This window comes from Enterobacter chuandaensis (genome assembly GCF_039718975.1).
GTDB classification, from domain to species: Bacteria; Pseudomonadota; Gammaproteobacteria; order Enterobacterales; family Enterobacteriaceae; genus Enterobacter; species Enterobacter chuandaensis.
This window is the reverse complement of sequence record NZ_CP097173.1, coordinates 2,455,847-2,471,169: the sequence shown is the minus strand read 5'-3', so window position 1 is coordinate 2,471,169 and position 15,323 is coordinate 2,455,847. Positions and strand designations below refer to the sequence as shown.

The 15,323-nt window shown below is 56.7% G+C and carries 12 protein-coding genes; 2 read left to right on the top strand and 10 right to left on the bottom strand.

Annotated elements, in window-relative coordinates; genetic code table 11:
• Nucleotides 1-68: 68 nt before the first annotated feature.
• The gene (locus MX657_RS12085; protein ID WP_346805879.1) at nt 69-533 is read right to left on the bottom strand and encodes a DUF3828 domain-containing protein; all 465 of its coding nucleotides are present in this window, start codon (nt 531-533) and stop codon (nt 69-71) included.
• Between the two features lie 126 nt (nt 534-659).
• Complete coding sequence (locus MX657_RS12080) at nt 660-1,232, bottom strand: flavin reductase family protein (RefSeq protein WP_346805878.1); 573 nt, start codon at nt 1,230-1,232, stop codon at nt 660-662.
• Nucleotides 1,233-1,340: 108 nt separating this feature from the next.
• Here MX657_RS12080 and nhoA point away from each other — a divergent pair, with 108 nt between their 5' ends.
• Nucleotides 1,341-2,186 (top strand): N-hydroxyarylamine O-acetyltransferase, encoded by an 846-nt coding sequence (gene nhoA / locus MX657_RS12075; protein ID WP_346805877.1) that lies wholly within the window; start codon nt 1,341-1,343, stop codon nt 2,184-2,186.
• A 79-nt stretch (nt 2,187-2,265) separates the two neighbouring features.
• On the opposite strand, the gene narI is transcribed toward nhoA, so the two are convergent.
• The 6 genes from narI to MX657_RS12045 all read right to left on the bottom strand — a co-directional run bounded on the left by narI (nt 2,266) and on the right by MX657_RS12045 (nt 11,158).
• Complete coding sequence (gene narI / locus MX657_RS12070; RefSeq protein WP_080329198.1) at nt 2,266-2,946, bottom strand: respiratory nitrate reductase subunit gamma; 681 nt, start codon at nt 2,944-2,946, stop codon at nt 2,266-2,268.
• On the bottom strand, nt 2,943-3,638 hold the full coding sequence (gene narW, locus MX657_RS12065) for a nitrate reductase molybdenum cofactor assembly chaperone (protein ID WP_346805876.1): 696 nt from the start codon (nt 3,636-3,638) through the stop codon (nt 2,943-2,945). Before narW ends, narI begins: the two co-directional genes overlap by 4 nt.
• Nucleotides 3,638-5,182 (bottom strand): nitrate reductase subunit beta, encoded by a 1,545-nt coding sequence (gene narH / locus MX657_RS12060; RefSeq protein WP_119915704.1) that lies wholly within the window; start codon nt 5,180-5,182, stop codon nt 3,638-3,640. Before narH ends, narW begins: the two co-directional genes overlap by 1 nt.
• Complete coding sequence (locus tag MX657_RS12055) at nt 5,179-8,919, bottom strand: nitrate reductase subunit alpha (RefSeq protein ID WP_346805875.1); 3,741 nt, start codon at nt 8,917-8,919, stop codon at nt 5,179-5,181. Before MX657_RS12055 ends, narH begins: the two co-directional genes overlap by 4 nt.
• 67 nt (nt 8,920-8,986) lie before the next feature.
• Nucleotides 8,987-10,372, bottom strand: coding sequence for a NarK family nitrate/nitrite MFS transporter (locus MX657_RS12050; RefSeq protein WP_265193821.1), 1,386 nt, complete (start codon nt 10,370-10,372; stop codon nt 8,987-8,989).
• A 210-nt stretch (nt 10,373-10,582) separates the two neighbouring features.
• Nucleotides 10,583-11,158: a TetR family transcriptional regulator gene (locus tag MX657_RS12045; RefSeq protein WP_217478684.1), complete on the bottom strand. Its 576-nt coding sequence runs from the start codon at nt 11,156-11,158 to the stop codon at nt 10,583-10,585.
• A gap of 117 nt (nt 11,159-11,275) precedes the next feature.
• Between MX657_RS12045 and MX657_RS12040 the strand changes: the two genes are divergently transcribed.
• Entirely contained in the window at nt 11,276-12,763 is a 1,488-nt protein-coding gene (locus tag MX657_RS12040) for an MFS transporter (RefSeq protein ID WP_346805874.1), read from the top strand.
• Between the two features lie 59 nt (nt 12,764-12,822).
• Here MX657_RS12040 and MX657_RS12035 read toward each other — a convergent pair whose 3' ends face one another.
• The gene (locus MX657_RS12035; RefSeq protein ID WP_061098128.1) at nt 12,823-13,932 is read right to left on the bottom strand and encodes a porin OmpC; all 1,110 of its coding nucleotides are present in this window, start codon (nt 13,930-13,932) and stop codon (nt 12,823-12,825) included.
• 475 nt (nt 13,933-14,407) lie between these two features.
• Nucleotides 14,408-15,286 (bottom strand): aromatic amino acid DMT transporter YddG, encoded by an 879-nt coding sequence (gene yddG, locus MX657_RS12030; protein ID WP_346805873.1) that lies wholly within the window; start codon nt 15,284-15,286, stop codon nt 14,408-14,410.
• Between the last annotated feature and the right edge of the window lie 37 nt (nt 15,287-15,323).

Genomic DNA, 15,323 nt, shown 5'->3' with positions numbered 1-15,323 from the left:
TAATTAATTGCCCATGGTAGTCGTTTGGCTACCATGGGCTTTTTTTTACGACACGGAGATTATCCATGTTACTTAATTAGCGTCGCCGAGCGGACTTTCCATTTCCCTTGTTCTTCAACAAGACAATCTGCAACAACGTGATCTTGCTTCTTACCAAACGCGATATAGACGTTTGTGCAAACTGCGTCAAAATCAGAGTGCAGGACGGTTATCTGATTCCAGTCCTCATCCCAATCCTGCGATTTGATGAACATATCCGCATCGGGCATATCTTTTTCGTTACTATCTCCTGAATACAAATCTTTTATTGCTGCAATTGTTCCCGAGGCAACGTAATCATTCATAATATCTGGGTTAAGTACGGGCGGTTTATTCTGATCTAACTGCGCGATATACCATTGATTGAATTTAAGCGCCGCCTGACCCGGTGCATAAACGCTTTCTGCGGCCGCGAGCGGAGAGAGGGCGAAAAGTAAAAAGTAGAGTGGGTGTGATTTAGCATACGAGATTGCGCCATCTTTATTCCATGTCATTAATATTTCCTTAACGCGAGAGTGCTAATGAAGCAACTCTGGAAATATCCTCCGTTTTACCACGCAATAGTAAACATAAAATGCCATAGAAATTTACTATAATTCAGGAGGATATGATTAAGTAAATCAATCCAGCGCCTTCACCATCTTCCCGCTCGCCACAAACGTCCCGGCCCCAAGATGATGCAGGGTATTCAGCTTATCCCCGTCAAACTGCCAGCGCCCGGCGATAAACGCGCGTTCATCGGCTGCCGCAGAAACCACTTCGCCAAACAGCGTATCGTATTTTTCTGCCGCGGAAGTGACGGGTAATAACCGGCACTCCATCCACGCCAGGCATTTTTCTTCAATCACAGGCAGACCGAGCTCAGGGCCGTTCACGACCGGGATCCCGTAGCAGTTAAATTTATCCTCGTCGCGCCCGCTGACGCTACCCACCGCGAACGCCCAGTTGGCCGCCGCCACGCCGGGGATGACGATGCCAAACTTTCCGCTGCGCTCGATAAGCTCGCGTGACCAGGTACTTTTATCCACTACGATCGCGATGCGCGGCGGTTCAAACTCAACGGGCATTGACCACGCGGCGGCCATCACGTTGCGTCTGTCGAGGTTTTCATCCCGACTGGTGATAAGCACGGTGGGGCCGTGGTTGAGCAGACGGCTGGCATGACGTAATTCAACAGGGCGAAAGTGGCTCATAGGATCTCCTCATCTACACCGATGAGTATGGCGAAAAAGCACGTAAATCAAAGTGGCGACGTAGAATTAGTTTATAAACAGAACACCACAATCAAAGGAAACTGATTCATGTCCCCATTTCTGACCGCCTATTTCGCTCGCATCGGCTGGACGCAGCCGACGGAGGTTGATATCGATACCCTGCGCGCGCTGCATTTACACCACAACTGCGCCATCCCTTTCGAAAATATTGATGTCGTCCTGCCGCGCGAAATTCATCTTGACGATCGCTGTCTGGTCGACAAGCTGGTGACGGCGCGACGCGGGGGATATTGCTTTGAGCAAAACGGCCTATTCGAGCGGGTGCTGCGCGAAATCGGGTTTACGGTGCGCAGCGTGCTGGGGCGGGTCGTGCTGGCAAATCCGGCGCAAATGCCGCCGCGCACGCACCGCCTGCTGCTGGTCGAGCTGAACGGCGAGCGCTGGATTGCCGACGTGGGGTTTGGCGGACAGACGCTGACGGCGCCGATTCGCCTGCTCGCCAACGAGGAGCAGGAGACCCCGCACGACATGTACCGTCTGCTGAGCGAGGGCAACGACTGGGTGCTGCAGTTCCGCCACCACGAGCACTGGCAGTCGATGTACCATTTTGACCTGACGACGCAGTATTTTAGCGATTACGTGATGGGGAACTTCTGGTCGGCGCACTGGCCGCAGTCGCATTTTCGTCATCATCTGCTGATGTGCCGCCACCTGCCGGACGGCGGCAAGCTGACGCTGACCAACTTCAACTTCACCCACTGGCAGAACGGTCACGTGGAGGAACAGATCCATCTGCCGGATGCTGGGGCACTGTACCAGCTGTTGCAGGAACGCTTTGGGCTCGGCGTTGACGATCCGAAGCACGGCTTTACGCTGGCAGAACTGACGGCGGTGATGGCGGGGTTTGATACGCATCCGCAGGCAGGGAAATAGCCCGGTGGCGGCTACGCCTTACCGGGCCTACGGGAGTGTGAATGTAGGTCGGGTAAGGCAAAGCCGCCACCCGACAAAATCAACGGCGCGATCTCACCACCTGGTATCGCCGGGTGAAATACTCAAACGGCGCGCTCCACACATGCACCAGACGGGTGAACGGGAAGATAAGGAAAATCGTCATCCCCAGCACCAGATGAACGCGGAAGATCGGCGCGACGCCGCTCAACATCTCCGACGAGCCCCCCTTGAACGTCACGATCCCCTGCGCCCAGCCGACCAGCTTCATCATCTCGCTTCCGTCAGGATACTGGGCGGAGAAAGGAATGGTCGACAGCCCCAGGATGCACTGGATCAGCAGGATACTCATGATGATGATATCTGGCGTGGTGGAGGTAGCGCGCACCCGCTGGTTGAACAGGCGGCGGTAAAGCAGCATTGACCCGCCAATCAGCGTCAGCACGCCGCAAATCCCGCCCGCGATCATGGCCAGCTGCTGTTTCACCGCGACGGGTAAAAACCAGGCGTACATCCAGTGCGGGGTTAACATGCCGAACAGGTGACCGAAGAAGATCCCCAGAATGCCGATATGAAACAGGTTCGAGCCCCAGTTCATGCCGCGCTTGCTGAGCATCTGGCTTGAAGAGGCGCGCCAGGTGTACTGCCCGTAGTCGTAGCGTAGCCAGCTGCCGAGGAAGAACACGGTGGCGCAGATGTAGGGGTAAATGTCATAGAAAAACACGTTCAGGTAATGGATCATTTTGGGCCTCCGGCGCTGACGTCCACGTACTGCGGCGCGACGTCCTGGCTAAAGCGTCGTTGATATTGCTGCATCGGCGAGCTGTCGCACGATGTGGCGTTGTCTTCGATAAACTTCACCTGTTCCTCTTCCCAGACGGCGTCCAGCGCCTGTCGGGTATCATCCCGTTTTTCACCGGACACCTGTTTCGCCACGCTGTCGCTGGAAAGCCGCGTACCGGCCAGCGTCAGCAGGGCATCAAACAGCTGATAGTGCGCCACGCCGCGCTGCTTCAGACGGCCGCCAATCAGGGCCAGGATCGGCGCGACGTTTTGCAACCCTTCGCGCGCCTCGTCGTCGGAAACGATGCTCAGATATTCCAGATAGAGCGGGAGATAGTCCGGCAACTCCCGACAGTCCAGCTGGAGCCCGGCTTTCTCGTACTGGCCCATCAGGTCAACCATCGCCTGACCACGGTCGCGGGACTCGGCGTGTACGTGCTCGAACAGCAGCAGGGCCGTTGCGCGCCCCCGCTCGAAAACTTCACACCATTCGGCCTGCTTATCCAGCAGCGGGGCGCTCAGATGCTGCTGCGCAAACGGCAGCAGCATGGGCGCGTCCTGTTCAACCAGGGAAAGCGCCTCATCGCGGTTTTCCCACAGCAGCTCATCGGGATACTCAATCAGCAGCGCGATGATTTTGAGGATTTGCATTATTCTCCCTCCCCGTGTTCGCGCACCTCGGTGATGTTGATCGCGTCGATACGGCTGCTGTTAAAGAGGTTGAATTTGGTGTCGGAGCCGTGGCAGCCGTCGCCAAAGGTGAAGCCGCAGCCGTTTTTCTCCGGGAAGGCGTCGCGCGCCATTTCGCGGTGGCTGGTTGGGATCACGAAGCGGTCTTCGTAGTTAGCGATGGCGAGATAGCGGTACATCTCCTCAACCTGCGCTTCGGTCAGGCCCACTTCTTCAATGGCGCGGGTATCGGTCACGCCTTCCACGGTCTGGGAGCGTTTATAGTGGCGCATCGCCATCATGCGCTTCAGGGCGCGCAGCACCGGGCCGGTATCGCCCGCGCTGAGCATATTTGCCAGGTACTGCACCGGAATGCGCAGGCTTTCCACGGCAGGCAGGACGCCATCGCTCTGCGGCAGGCCGCCTGCGTCAGCGTAGGACTGAATCGGCGACAGCGGCGGCACGTACCAGACCATCGGCAGGGTGCGGTATTCCGGGTGCAGCGGCAGGGCGAGCTTCCAGTCCATCGCCATTTTGTAGACCGGCGAACGCTGGGCGGCGTCAATCACGTTCTGCGGAATGCCCTGTTTCAGCGCTTCCTCAATCACCGCCGGATCGTTCGGGTTAAGGAACACGTCGCACTGGCGTTCGTACAGATCGGTTTCATGCTCGGTGCTGGCGGCCTCCTCGATGCGGTCCGCGTCATACAGCAGCACGCCGAGATAGCGGATGCGCCCGACGCAGGTTTCCGAGCAGACGGTCGGCTGGCCGGACTCAATGCGCGGGTAGCAGAAGATGCATTTTTCTGACTTGCCGCTTTTCCAGTTGAAGTAAATTTTCTTGTACGGGCAGCCGCTGATGCACAGGCGCCAGCCGCGGCATTTATCCTGGTCGATCAGCACAATGCCGTCCTCTTCGCGCTTGTAAATCGCGCCGCTCGGGCAGGTAGCCACGCAGCTCGGGTTCAGACAGTGCTCGCACAGGCGCGGCAGGTACATCATGAAGGTGTTTTCGAACTGGCCGTACATCTCCTTCTGGATCTTCTGGAAGTTGCGGTCGCGGGCGCGTTTTTCGAACTCGCCGCCCAGCAGCTCCTCCCAGTTGGGGCCCCAGACGATTTTGTCCATCCGCTTGCCGTCAATCAGTGAACGGGGGCGGGCGGTAGGGAGGTGATCGCCCTCCGGCGCGCGGTGCAGATCCTGATAGTCAAAGGTGAAGGGCTCGTAATAATCATCAATCTGCGGCAGAACGGGGTTGGCGAAAATTTTCGACAGCACGCCCATCTTGCCACCGAGGCGCGGGGTCAGCTTACCGTGAATGCCGCGGATCCAGCCGCCTTGCCACTCGTCCTGATCTTCCCAGTTTTTCGGATAGCCAATCCCCGGCTTGGTCTCCACGTTGTTAAACCACGCATACTCCATCCCTTCACGCCCGGTCCAGACGTTCTTACAGGTGACCGAGCAGGTGTGGCAGCCAATGCATTTATCGAGATTCAGAACCATGCCAACCTGTGAGCGTATTTTCATTTTTTCGCCTCCTGTACCTGATCCCGACCTTCGCCGTCCAGCCAGTTAATGTTTTTCATTTTGCGGATCATGATGAACTCGTCGCGGTTCGAGCCGACGGTGCCGTAATAGTTAAAGCTGTACGCCAGCTGGGCGTAGCCGCCGATCATGTGCGTCGGTTTCGGGCAGACGCGGGTTACCGAGTTATGGATCCCGCCGCGCCGTCCGGTCACTTCCGAGCCCGGGATGTTCAGGATGCGCTCCTGGGCGTGGTACATCATGGTCATACCCGGCGGCACGCGCTGGCTGACCACCGCACGGGCGGTGAGGGCGCCGTTGGCGTTGAAGGCTTCGATCCAGTCGTTGTCCTCAATGCCCAGCTCGCGCGCGTCGGTTTCGCTGATCCAGACGATGGGGCCGCCGCGCGACAGGGTCTGCATCAGCAGGTTTTCGCTGTAGGTAGAGTGGATGCCCCATTTCTGGTGCGGCGTCAGGAAGTTGAGCGCTTTTTCCGGGAAGCCGTTCGGCGGGATCTCGCGCATATGGCTGACGCTGCGGGTGTCAATCGGCGGACGATAGGCCACCAGGCTCTCACCGAATGCGCGCATCCACGGATGATCCTGATACAGCTGCTGGCGGCCCGAAATCGTGCGCCACGGGATCAGCTCGTGGACGTTGGTATAGCCCGCGTTATAGGAGACGTGCTCGCTCTCAAGGCCGGACCAGGTCGGGCTGGAGATGATTTTGCGCGGCTGCGCCTGAATGTCGCGGAAGCGGATCTTCTCGTCTTCTTTGTTCAGCGCCAGATGGGTGTGGTCGCGCCCGGTCAGCTCCCCGAGCGCCTCCCAGGCCTTCACCGCCACCTGACCGTTGGTTTCTGGGGCAAGGGCGAGGATCACCTCCGAGGCATCAATGGCGGTTTCAATGCGTGGACGGCCTTTGGCCGGGCCGTCGAGCTTGACGTAGTTCAGCTTGCCGAGGAAATCGACCTCGTTCTGCGTATTCCACGAAATGCCTTTCCCGCCATTGCCGAGCTTGTCCATCAGCGGGCCGAGGGCGGTGAAGCGTTCGTAAATTTCCGGGTAGTTACGTTCGACCACGGAGATGTTCGGCGCCGTTTTGCCTGGGAGAAGATCGCATTCGCCTTTGCGCCAGTCCTGAATATCAAACGGCTGCGACAGCTCCGCCGGGGAGTCATGCTGCAGCGGCTGTAGCACCACGTCGGTTTCGGTGCCCAGATGGCCAACGCACACCTCGGAGAAGACTTTGGCGATGCCTTTGTAGATCTCCCAGTCGCTGCGGGATTCCCACGCCGGGTCAACGGCGGCGGAGAGCGGGTGAATAAACGGATGCATGTCCGAGGTATTCATGTCGTCTTTTTCATACCAGGTGGCGGTCGGCAGGACGATATCCGAGAACAGGCAGGTGCTGGACATGCGGAAATCGAGCGTCACCAGCAGGTCGAGCTTGCCCTCGATAGCGGCAGTTTGCCACTCGACTTCCTCAGGCTTCACGTCGTCCGTTGAGCCTAAATCCTCCCCCTGAATGCCGCTCTCGGTGCCGAGCAGGTATTTCAGCATGTACTCATGGCCTTTCCCGGACGAGCCGAGCAGGTTAGAGCGCCAGACGAACAGGTTGCGCGGGTGGTTCTTACCATTGTCCGGCTGTTCGCAGGCGAAGCGGATATCACCGGATTTTAACGCCTGAACGGTGTACTCCTGCGGCGTCATGCCCGCCGCATCCGCACGCGCCTTCACGTGAAGCGGGTTAAGGTTGAGCTGCGGGGCCGAAGGTAGCCAGCCCATGCGCTCGGCGCGGACGTTGAAATCGATCAGGTGTCCGGTGAATTTCGAGGCATCCGCCAGCGGGGAGAGCAGTTCCTGCGCGGTCAGCTTCTCGTAGCGCCACTGGCTGGCATGGTTGTAGAAGAAGGAGGTGCTGTTCATCTGGCGCGGCGGGCGGTTCCAGTCCAGCGCGAAGGCCAGCGGCAGCCAGCCGGTTTGCGGGCGCAGCTTCTCCTGGCCGACATAGTGCGACCAGCCGCCGCCGCTCTGCCCGACACAGCCGCAGAAGACCAGCATGTTGATCATTCCGCGGTAGTTCATGTCCATGTGGTACCAGTGGTTCACCCCGGCACCGAGGATGATCATCGAGCGACCGTGCGTTTTGTGCGCCGTGTCGGCGAACTCGCGGGCAATTTTCTCGATCAGGTACGCGGGTACGCCGGTGATCTGCGCGCCCCAGGCGGGCGTGTAGGCTTTGATCTGGTCATAGCTGTCTGCGGCGTTACTGTCTTCCAGACCGCGATCGAGACCGTAGTTAGCCAGCACCAGATCGTAAACGCTGACCACCCGTTTCTGGCTGCCGTCGGCGAGCGTCAGGGTTTTGCTCGGCACGCGGCGCGTCAGCACCGGCTCCTGCTTCACGCTGCGGAAATGCGGGTTTTCGTTGCCGCCAAAGTAGGGGAAGGCGACGTCCGCCACGCTATCGTGCGTAATCAGCAGGGAGAGTGTGAGTTCTGTTTCATGGCCTGCAGCCTGAGGCTCCAGGTTCCATTTGCCTTTTTCCCCCCAACGGAAGCCGATCGAGCCGTTTGGCACCACCAGGTTACCGGCAATATCGAAGGCGACGGTCTTCCACTCTGGGTTATTGGCCTCCCCCAGTCCGTCGACGAGATCGGAGGCGCGCAGCATCCGGCCCGGCACCACGCGACCGTCTGCCTGCTCGTCCAGCAGCACGAGCATCGGCATGTCGGTGTAGCGGCGGCAGTAGTTGAGGAAGTAATCGCTCGGGTTATCGAGGTGGAACTCTTTGAGGATCACGTGGCCCATCGCCATGGCGAGGGCGCTGTCGGTGCCCTGTTTGGGGGCCAGCCACTGGTCGCTCAGCTTCGCTACCTCCGAGAAGTCCGGCGTGATGGCGACGGTTTTGGTCCCCTTGTAGCGCACCTCGGTGAAGAAGTGGGCGTCCGGAGTACGCGTCTGCGGCACGTTCGAGCCCCAGGCGATAATGTAGCTGGAGTTGTACCAGTCGGCGGACTCCGGCACGTCGGTTTGCTCGCCCCAGGTCATCGGCGACGCGGGCGGCAGGTCGCAGTACCAGTCGTAGAAGCTCAGGCAGGTGCCGCCCAGCAGGGAAAGATAGCGCGTACCGGCGGCGTAAGAGACCATCGACATCGCCGGAATAGGGGAGAAACCGGCCACGCGGTCCGGGCCGTAATTTTTGATGGTCCAGACGTTAGCGGCGGCAATCAGCTGGTTTAGCTCTTTCCAGTTCGAGCGGATAAACCCGCCTTTACCGCGTGCCTTCCTGTAGCTCTGTGCCTTTTGCGGATCGTGTTGGATGGCATCCCAGGCCAGTACCGGATCGGTATGCTGCGCTAGCGCCTCGCGCCAGAGCTCAATCAGCCGACGGCGCACCAGCGGGTATTTAAGACGGTTGGCGCTGTAGAGATACCATGAGTAGCTTGCGCCACGCGGGCAGCCGCGCGGCTCGTGGTTGGGCAGGTCAGGGCGGGTGCGGGGGTAGTCGGTCTGCTGGGTTTCCCAGGTCACCAGGCCGTTTTTGACATAAATCTTCCAGCTGCAGGAGCCGGTACAGTTTACGCCGTGGGTGGATCGCACAATCTTGTCGAACTGCCAGCGCTGGCGGTAGCTGTCCTCCCAGTCGCGGTTGGTGTGGTACACCTGCCCGTGCCCATCGGCGAAACTGTCGCCTTTTGTTTTGAAGTAACGGAAGCGGTCCAACAGTTTGCTCATGACATTTCTCCTGCTTCGATAGCATGGCCGGAGGGTGCTGCATCACGCTCCGGCGAAGATGTAGTTTTTATTTTTGTGCGGATTTGCGGCCATACACCAGCCAGGTGACGAGCACGCAGACGATGTAAAACACGAGGAAGACTTTCATGGCTCCGACCGGCGATCCGGTCATCGCCAGCGATGTACCAAAGGCTTTAGGGATGAAGAACCCGCCAACGGCACCGATGGCGGAGATAAAGCCCAGCGCGGCGGCGGTCTCCGTCACCGCTTCGTGCTGTGCCTGCTCGTCCGTGCCACCCTGCTTTTTGACGCGGTCGAGGGTGATCTGGCGGAAGATAATCGCGATCATCTGGAAGGTCGATCCGCTGCCCAGCCCGGCGGTGAGGAACAGGCCCATAAAGACCAGATAGAAGGCGACAAAGCTGCCGGAGCCAGAGCCGGGCAGCGTCAGGAAGATCAGGGCGCTGAAGATGGCCATAAAGATAAAATTAATCAGCGTGACGCGCACGCCGCCCAGCCTGTCCGAGATCATCCCGCCCGCGGAGCGTGCCAGCGCGCCGATCAGGGGGCCAAAGAAGGCGAGGTGGAGGATGTTCACATCCGGGAACTGGGTTTTCGACAGCATGGCAAAGCCCGCCGAGAATCCAATAAACGAGCCGAAGGTCGCGAGATAAAGCAGGCTCAACAGCCAGAGATGGAAGCGCTTAAGCACCGGAAGCTGGCTGGCGATGGAGGCTTTTGAGCTGGCGATATCGTTCATGCCAAAAAACGCCGCAAGGGTTGCCAGAAGCAGCAGTGGCGCCCAGATCCAGGCCGCGTTGGCCAGCCACATTGTTGAGCCGTCCTCCTGCGGTACGCCGTGCACGCCGAGGAAGGTAAACATCGGCAGGAAGATGACCAGCGGCGCAACCAGCTGCATGACGCTGACGCCCAGGTTGCCCAGCCCGCCGTTGATGCCCAGCGCGCTGCCCTGTCTGGCTTTCGGGAAGAAGAAACTGATGTTGCCCATGCTGGAGGCAAAGTTAGCCCCAGCGAAACCGCAGAGCAGGGCAATGACAATAAAGACCCAGTAAGGCGTAGCGTTGTCCTGAATGGCAATCCCCAGCCAGACGCAGGGAATAATCAGGATGACGGTGCTCAATACCGTCCAGTAACGCCCGCCAAATATCGGCACCATAAACGAGTAGGGGACGCGCAATATCGCGCCGGAGAGAGAAGGTAATGCCGTTAGCATAAAAAGCTGATCGGTGGTGAAATTAAAACCGACCTTATTCAGGTTGACCGCGATGGCGCTAAATAACATCCAGACGCAAAACGCTAATAGCAGGCAAGCTACCGAAATCCATAGGTTTCTTCGTGCGATATGTTTTCCTTTATTCTCCCAAAATTGCGCATTTTCAGGTTTCCAGTTACTCAACAGATGTGGGTTACTCTTTTCACTTTGTTGCGACATATCGCCCTCTTGCTTACCATAATGGAGAGAAAAATGAAGTTAAAACAAAAAGATGAGTGGGAGTGTGTTATTGGTTTTTTTGGATGCTTTGGGATACATCTGAAAGGATAGATAAAAAAGCGAACCCCTGAGATTAGAATGGAAATAAGGGCTCGCCTAATGTGTTACTAATTGTAACATTCTGCGGAAATTAATACTCCGGAAGGAGTATTAAAACAATTCCAGGGTGATAAGTTTATCGAGATGCTTATTAAATGCCGCATCGTCCATTTCGGGCATATTTAATATGGTGATCCCATCCAGGCCACAAACCAGCCCTATCAAACGCCAGGCAATATTTTCCGCCCGATCGTTAAGCGTGAACGTGTTGGCATCTGCCCCGGCGCGGATAATCGCCACGGTCTCCTGGTGCCACATCTCCATGGTCAGGACATAAGCCGCTTTGATCTCGGGATCCCGGCTGGCGAGGATTTGTGCTTCCCGCCACAGGCGGATGTAGGGTTCAAATCCACCGTCGTCGCTGCCGAGCATGCTGTGCAGCCGTTCCCGCCAGCTGGCGTTTTCACCCACCACCTCGGCATCCAGTAACTCGCGGATCAGGCGCACAAACGCCAGTGATTTTAACTCACCGCCAGAGGCAAAGTGGTGGTGGACCTGCCCGGTTGCGACGCCCGCTTCTGCGGCAATGCGCCGCACCGTCATGGCTGCCATCCCCTCGGACAGGGCCACGCGCATCGCGGCCTGCAGGATCGCTTCCCGCCGCTCTTCCTTGCTCAAATATCGCATTTATTTCTACTCTCAATGGGAATGAAACGAGTGTAACAAAAAGCTGGACATACGTTCAACATTCCGTAGGATCGCATCCTGGACATGTGTCCATGAATGATAATGATAAGGAAATTTATGTTTCGTCAGTGGTTAGCGTTAGTAATTATCGTGCTGGTATACATCCCGGTGGCGATTGACGCGACGGTGCTGCACGTGGCGGCGCCAACGTTGAGCATGACGCTGGGCGCCAGCGGTAACGAATTGTTGTGGATCATCGATATTTACTCGCTGGTGATGGCGGGGATGGTGCTGCCGATGGGCGCGTTGGGTGACCGCATTGGCTTTAAACGCTTGCTGATGATCGGCAGTACGCTGTTTGGTCTGTCATCGCTGGCGGCTGCGTTTGCACCTTCTGCAGGATGGCTGATTGCTGCGCGCGCCTCGCTGGCGATTGGTGCCGCGATGATCATTCCCGCCACCCTGGCAGGGATCCGCACCCTGTTTCTCGACGCGAAAGATCGCAACATCGCGCTTGGTGTCTGGGCGGCGGTCGGTTCCGGCGGGGCGGCGTTTGGCCCGCTGATTGGCGGTATGCTGCTGGAGCACTTCTACTGGGGCTCGGTATTTTTGATCAACGTGCCCATTGTGCTTATCGTCGTTACCCTTGCCGCGCGCTTTGTTCCGCAGCAGGAAGGGCGTCCTGAGCAGCCGTTAAATATCAGCCATGCGATCATGCTGATTGTGGCCATTCTGCTGCTGGTTTATAGCGCCAAAACCGCGTTGAAGGGCGCGCTGTCGCCGTGGCTGGTGGCATGCACCTTGCTCACGGGGGCTGTGATGCTGTTTATTTTTGTGCGCATCCAGCTGCGCGCCCGCGTGCCGATGATCGACATGCGCCTGTTCTGCCACCGCATCATTTTAAGCGGCGTGGTGATGGCGATGACGGCGATGATCGCCCTGGTGGGATTTGAGCTGCTGATGGCGCAGGAGCTGCAGTTTGTCCACGGCTTTACCCCGTTCGAAGCCGGAATATTTATGCTCCCGGTGATGGTGGCAAGCGGATTCAGCGGGCCGATTGCCGGTGTGCTGGTGGGCCGCCTGGGGCTGCGCATTGTCGCAGCCGGCGGGATGGGGCTCAGTGCGGTCAGCTTCATCGGCCTGTCAATGCTGGATTTCAGTACGCAACAGTGGCAGGCATGGTGCCTGATGGTGCTGCTCGGCTTCAGCGCCGCCAGCGCGCTGCTGGCTTCAACCTCGGCAATAATGGCCGCGGCATCGAAAGAGAAAGCGGCTGCCGCCGGGGCGATTGAAACCATGTCCTATGAACTGGGCGCTGGGCTGGGGATCGCGATTTTTGGTCTGCTGCTCACCCGCAGCTTCTCGGCGTCGATAGCACTCCCGGCGGGGCTGAACGCGTCGCTCGCCGACAGCGCGTCGTCATCCATTGGTGAGGCGATGAAGGTGGCGCAGGAGCTGACGCCAGCGCTGGCGGAGTCGGTGATTGAGGCGGCGAAAGCGGCGTTTATCACCTCCCACAGCGTGGCGCTGGGGAGCGCAGGAGGAATGCTGCTGCTTCTGGCCGTCGGGATTTGGTTTAGCCTGGCAAAGGTAAACTCGCAGTAACACATTTTGCAGAAACAAAAAAAGCCAGCTTACTCAGCTGGCTTTTTCACAGACAAAATTTAGAACTGGTAGGTCAGACCCAGCGCAACGATGTTGTCGGTACCGATACCCGCCTGGCGAGTGAACTGGTTGTCGTCCAGCAGGTTGATTTTATAATCCACGTAGGTGGACATGTTTTTGTTAAAATAGTAGGTGGTGCCAACATCGATGTATTTAACCAGATCCTGGTCGCCGAAGTTCTCGATGTCTTTACCTTTGGACTGCAGGTAGGCGATGGATGGACGCAGACCAAAGTCGAACTGGTACTGAGCCACAACTTCGAAGTTTTGTGCCTTGTTGGCGAAACCGTAAATGTCGCTGCGGTTGCCGTTAGAGGTACCGAAGCGGGTCGCGTTGTAGGTCTGAGAGTACTGCGCGGCAAGGTAGATATTGTTCGCGTCGTACTTCACGCCACCGCTGTACACTTCTGCGCGGTCGCCTTCACCGTATACGCCAGCCGCATTCTGGTCAGCGGTACGTTTGGAGGAAGACATTGCACCCCCGACGCTGAAGCCTTCACCCAGATCGTAAGTCAGGGACGCGCCGTAGCCGTCGCCGTTCTGGTTCAGCAGGCTGCGGCCGTTGGTGTTTTCACCGCTGACGCTGCCGTTTTTACCCTGGTACTGCAGGGCAAAGTTCAGGCCGTCAACCAGACCGAAGAAGTCCTGGTTACGGTAAGTTGCCACGCCGTTTGCACGAGACTGCAGGAAGTTGTCGGCACCGTAGGTGTCACCGCCGAATTCTGGCAGAACGTCGGTCCAGGAAGTCACGTCGTAAATCACGCCGTAGTTACGACCGTAATCGAATGAACCGGCTTCAGCGAACTTCAGACCTGCGAAGGCCACACGCGTCCAGGACTGGTTGTCGCCTTCGTCTTTGTTACCCTGAATCTGGTATTCCCACTGGCCGTAACCGGAGAGCTGATCGTTAACCTGAGTTTCACCCTTGAAGCCGATACGCATGTAGGTTTTATCACCGTCTGCGCCAGCGTCATCAGAGAAATAGTGCAGACCTGTCACTTTACCGTACAGATCCAGCTTGTTACCGTCTTTGTTATAAATCTCAGCGGCGTTTACAACGCCCGCTGCCAACATGGAAGTGACTGCCACTGCAACTAATTTAAGTTTCATCTTAAATATTCCTTATAATTTTTTTCAGTATTTCCTGAACCATTTTGAACGATTTCTAAACGAGGCTGCTCGTCAATGGCACGCTATTTTTAAAAATCTTGTAGTTGTCTTTCAATAATAAGTTTCAAAATATGAGTAATAATTTCATTTAGTGTGATCGAGATCGGATTAATGGCGGCTGAATAAAATGATGTGATGATTATTTAATCAAAAAAAGATTATTTTTCTGGCGGCTACTATGGTGGGTATTATTGCGTTTCGTGTTATTGACGGCGGTAATATTCGCAGGGAAGTAGTTACGCAGCGGTGTCAGGTTATGTCAATTTAATGTCTGGAAACTGACGAAGGGAAGTAATATAAACAGAACATCAACAAACGCACTAATGTTCTGATAAATATATTACGATGTGATCACATATTAAATTTATGTTAATTTTTCTGCCGGGTTTAATCGAACCCGGCAAGCTTCTGAATCTTATTTTCGCGTGGCGTACCAACAGAGCAACGAGCCTGCGCAGACCATCACTGCGCCTTGCCAGAACGAAAAAGAGAGGGGGGCGCTCAGCAGCGCGGCAGCAAGCGCAGCAGAGAGCACGGGAGTAAAATAGGATACGGCAGCCAGTACGGTGACGTTACCGTGCAGAATGCCAATATTCCATGCCGCATAGCCAAACCCAAGCGCAATGCCGCACATAATGAGTTTCACGATAACCGGAAAGCTGAATACCATTTCAGGCTGATCGCTGACGGCATATTTCACCCACAGGCTCAGCGCAGTGAGCAAAACAAAGAGGGTAATACCGTTTTGCCCTTTGGCAAATTTGGCGGTTACGGTGCAGTAGGCGGCCCAGATAAATGCTCCCGCAAAGGCAAGCGCATAGCTGAGCGGGTTAGAGACGATATTGCGGGTTATTTCATCAATATGTAGCCCTTGCTCACCCCCTAATACCCAACACACGCCGAGCAATGAGATCGCTAAACCAGGAATCACCCACAGCGTTGATTTTTGTCCATTGAACAAAATGGCAAAGAGTATCGTCAGGCTCGGCCAGAGATAATTTACCATTCCTACCTCAATAACCTGCGGCCTTGATGTGGCATAGCCCAATGACAGCGCCAGACAAATTTCGTAACTGACAAACAGCACGCTGCCTGCAATAAGATACCCGGGTGAAAAACGTTTAATATCAGGAAATCCTACCGTCACCAGGCACAATAATCCGCTGAGGGTGTATATCATCGCCGCGCCCCCGACGGGCCCCAGCCCTTCGCTTACGCTACGAATCAGGCCCACCATTGTGCTCCATAACAGTATCGCCGCCAGTCCCGTTAGCGTTGCTCTCTTTCTGTCCATTTCGTCTTCATCGCTAATAAATTCAAAGGAAAAAATG

What these genes read in the sequence shown, in the direction of transcription:
- MX657_RS12085 (WP_346805879.1), bottom strand. Translation starts at nt 533, where the DNA reads ATGACATGGAATAAAGATGGCGCAATCTCGTATGCTAAATCACACCCA.
- MX657_RS12080 (WP_346805878.1), bottom strand. Translation starts at nt 1,232, where the DNA reads ATGAGCCACTTTCGCCCTGTTGAATTACGTCATGCCAGCCGTCTGCTC.
- nhoA (WP_346805877.1), top strand. Translation starts at nt 1,341, where the DNA reads ATGTCCCCATTTCTGACCGCCTATTTCGCTCGCATCGGCTGGACGCAG.
- narI (WP_080329198.1), bottom strand. Translation starts at nt 2,946, where the DNA reads ATGATCCATTACCTGAACGTGTTTTTCTATGACATTTACCCCTACATC.
- narW (WP_346805876.1), bottom strand. Translation starts at nt 3,638, where the DNA reads ATGCAAATCCTCAAAATCATCGCGCTGCTGATTGAGTATCCCGATGAG.
- narH (WP_119915704.1), bottom strand. Translation starts at nt 5,182, where the DNA reads ATGAAAATACGCTCACAGGTTGGCATGGTTCTGAATCTCGATAAATGC.
- MX657_RS12055 (WP_346805875.1), bottom strand. Translation starts at nt 8,919, where the DNA reads ATGAGCAAACTGTTGGACCGCTTCCGTTACTTCAAAACAAAAGGCGAC.
- MX657_RS12050 (WP_265193821.1), bottom strand. Translation starts at nt 10,372, where the DNA reads ATGTCGCAACAAAGTGAAAAGAGTAACCCACATCTGTTGAGTAACTGG.
- MX657_RS12045 (WP_217478684.1), bottom strand. Translation starts at nt 11,158, where the DNA reads ATGCGATATTTGAGCAAGGAAGAGCGGCGGGAAGCGATCCTGCAGGCC.
- MX657_RS12040 (WP_346805874.1), top strand. Translation starts at nt 11,276, where the DNA reads ATGTTTCGTCAGTGGTTAGCGTTAGTAATTATCGTGCTGGTATACATC.
- MX657_RS12035 (WP_061098128.1), bottom strand. Translation starts at nt 13,932, where the DNA reads ATGAAACTTAAATTAGTTGCAGTGGCAGTCACTTCCATGTTGGCAGCG.
- yddG (WP_346805873.1), bottom strand. Translation starts at nt 15,286, where the DNA reads ATGGACAGAAAGAGAGCAACGCTAACGGGACTGGCGGCGATACTGTTA.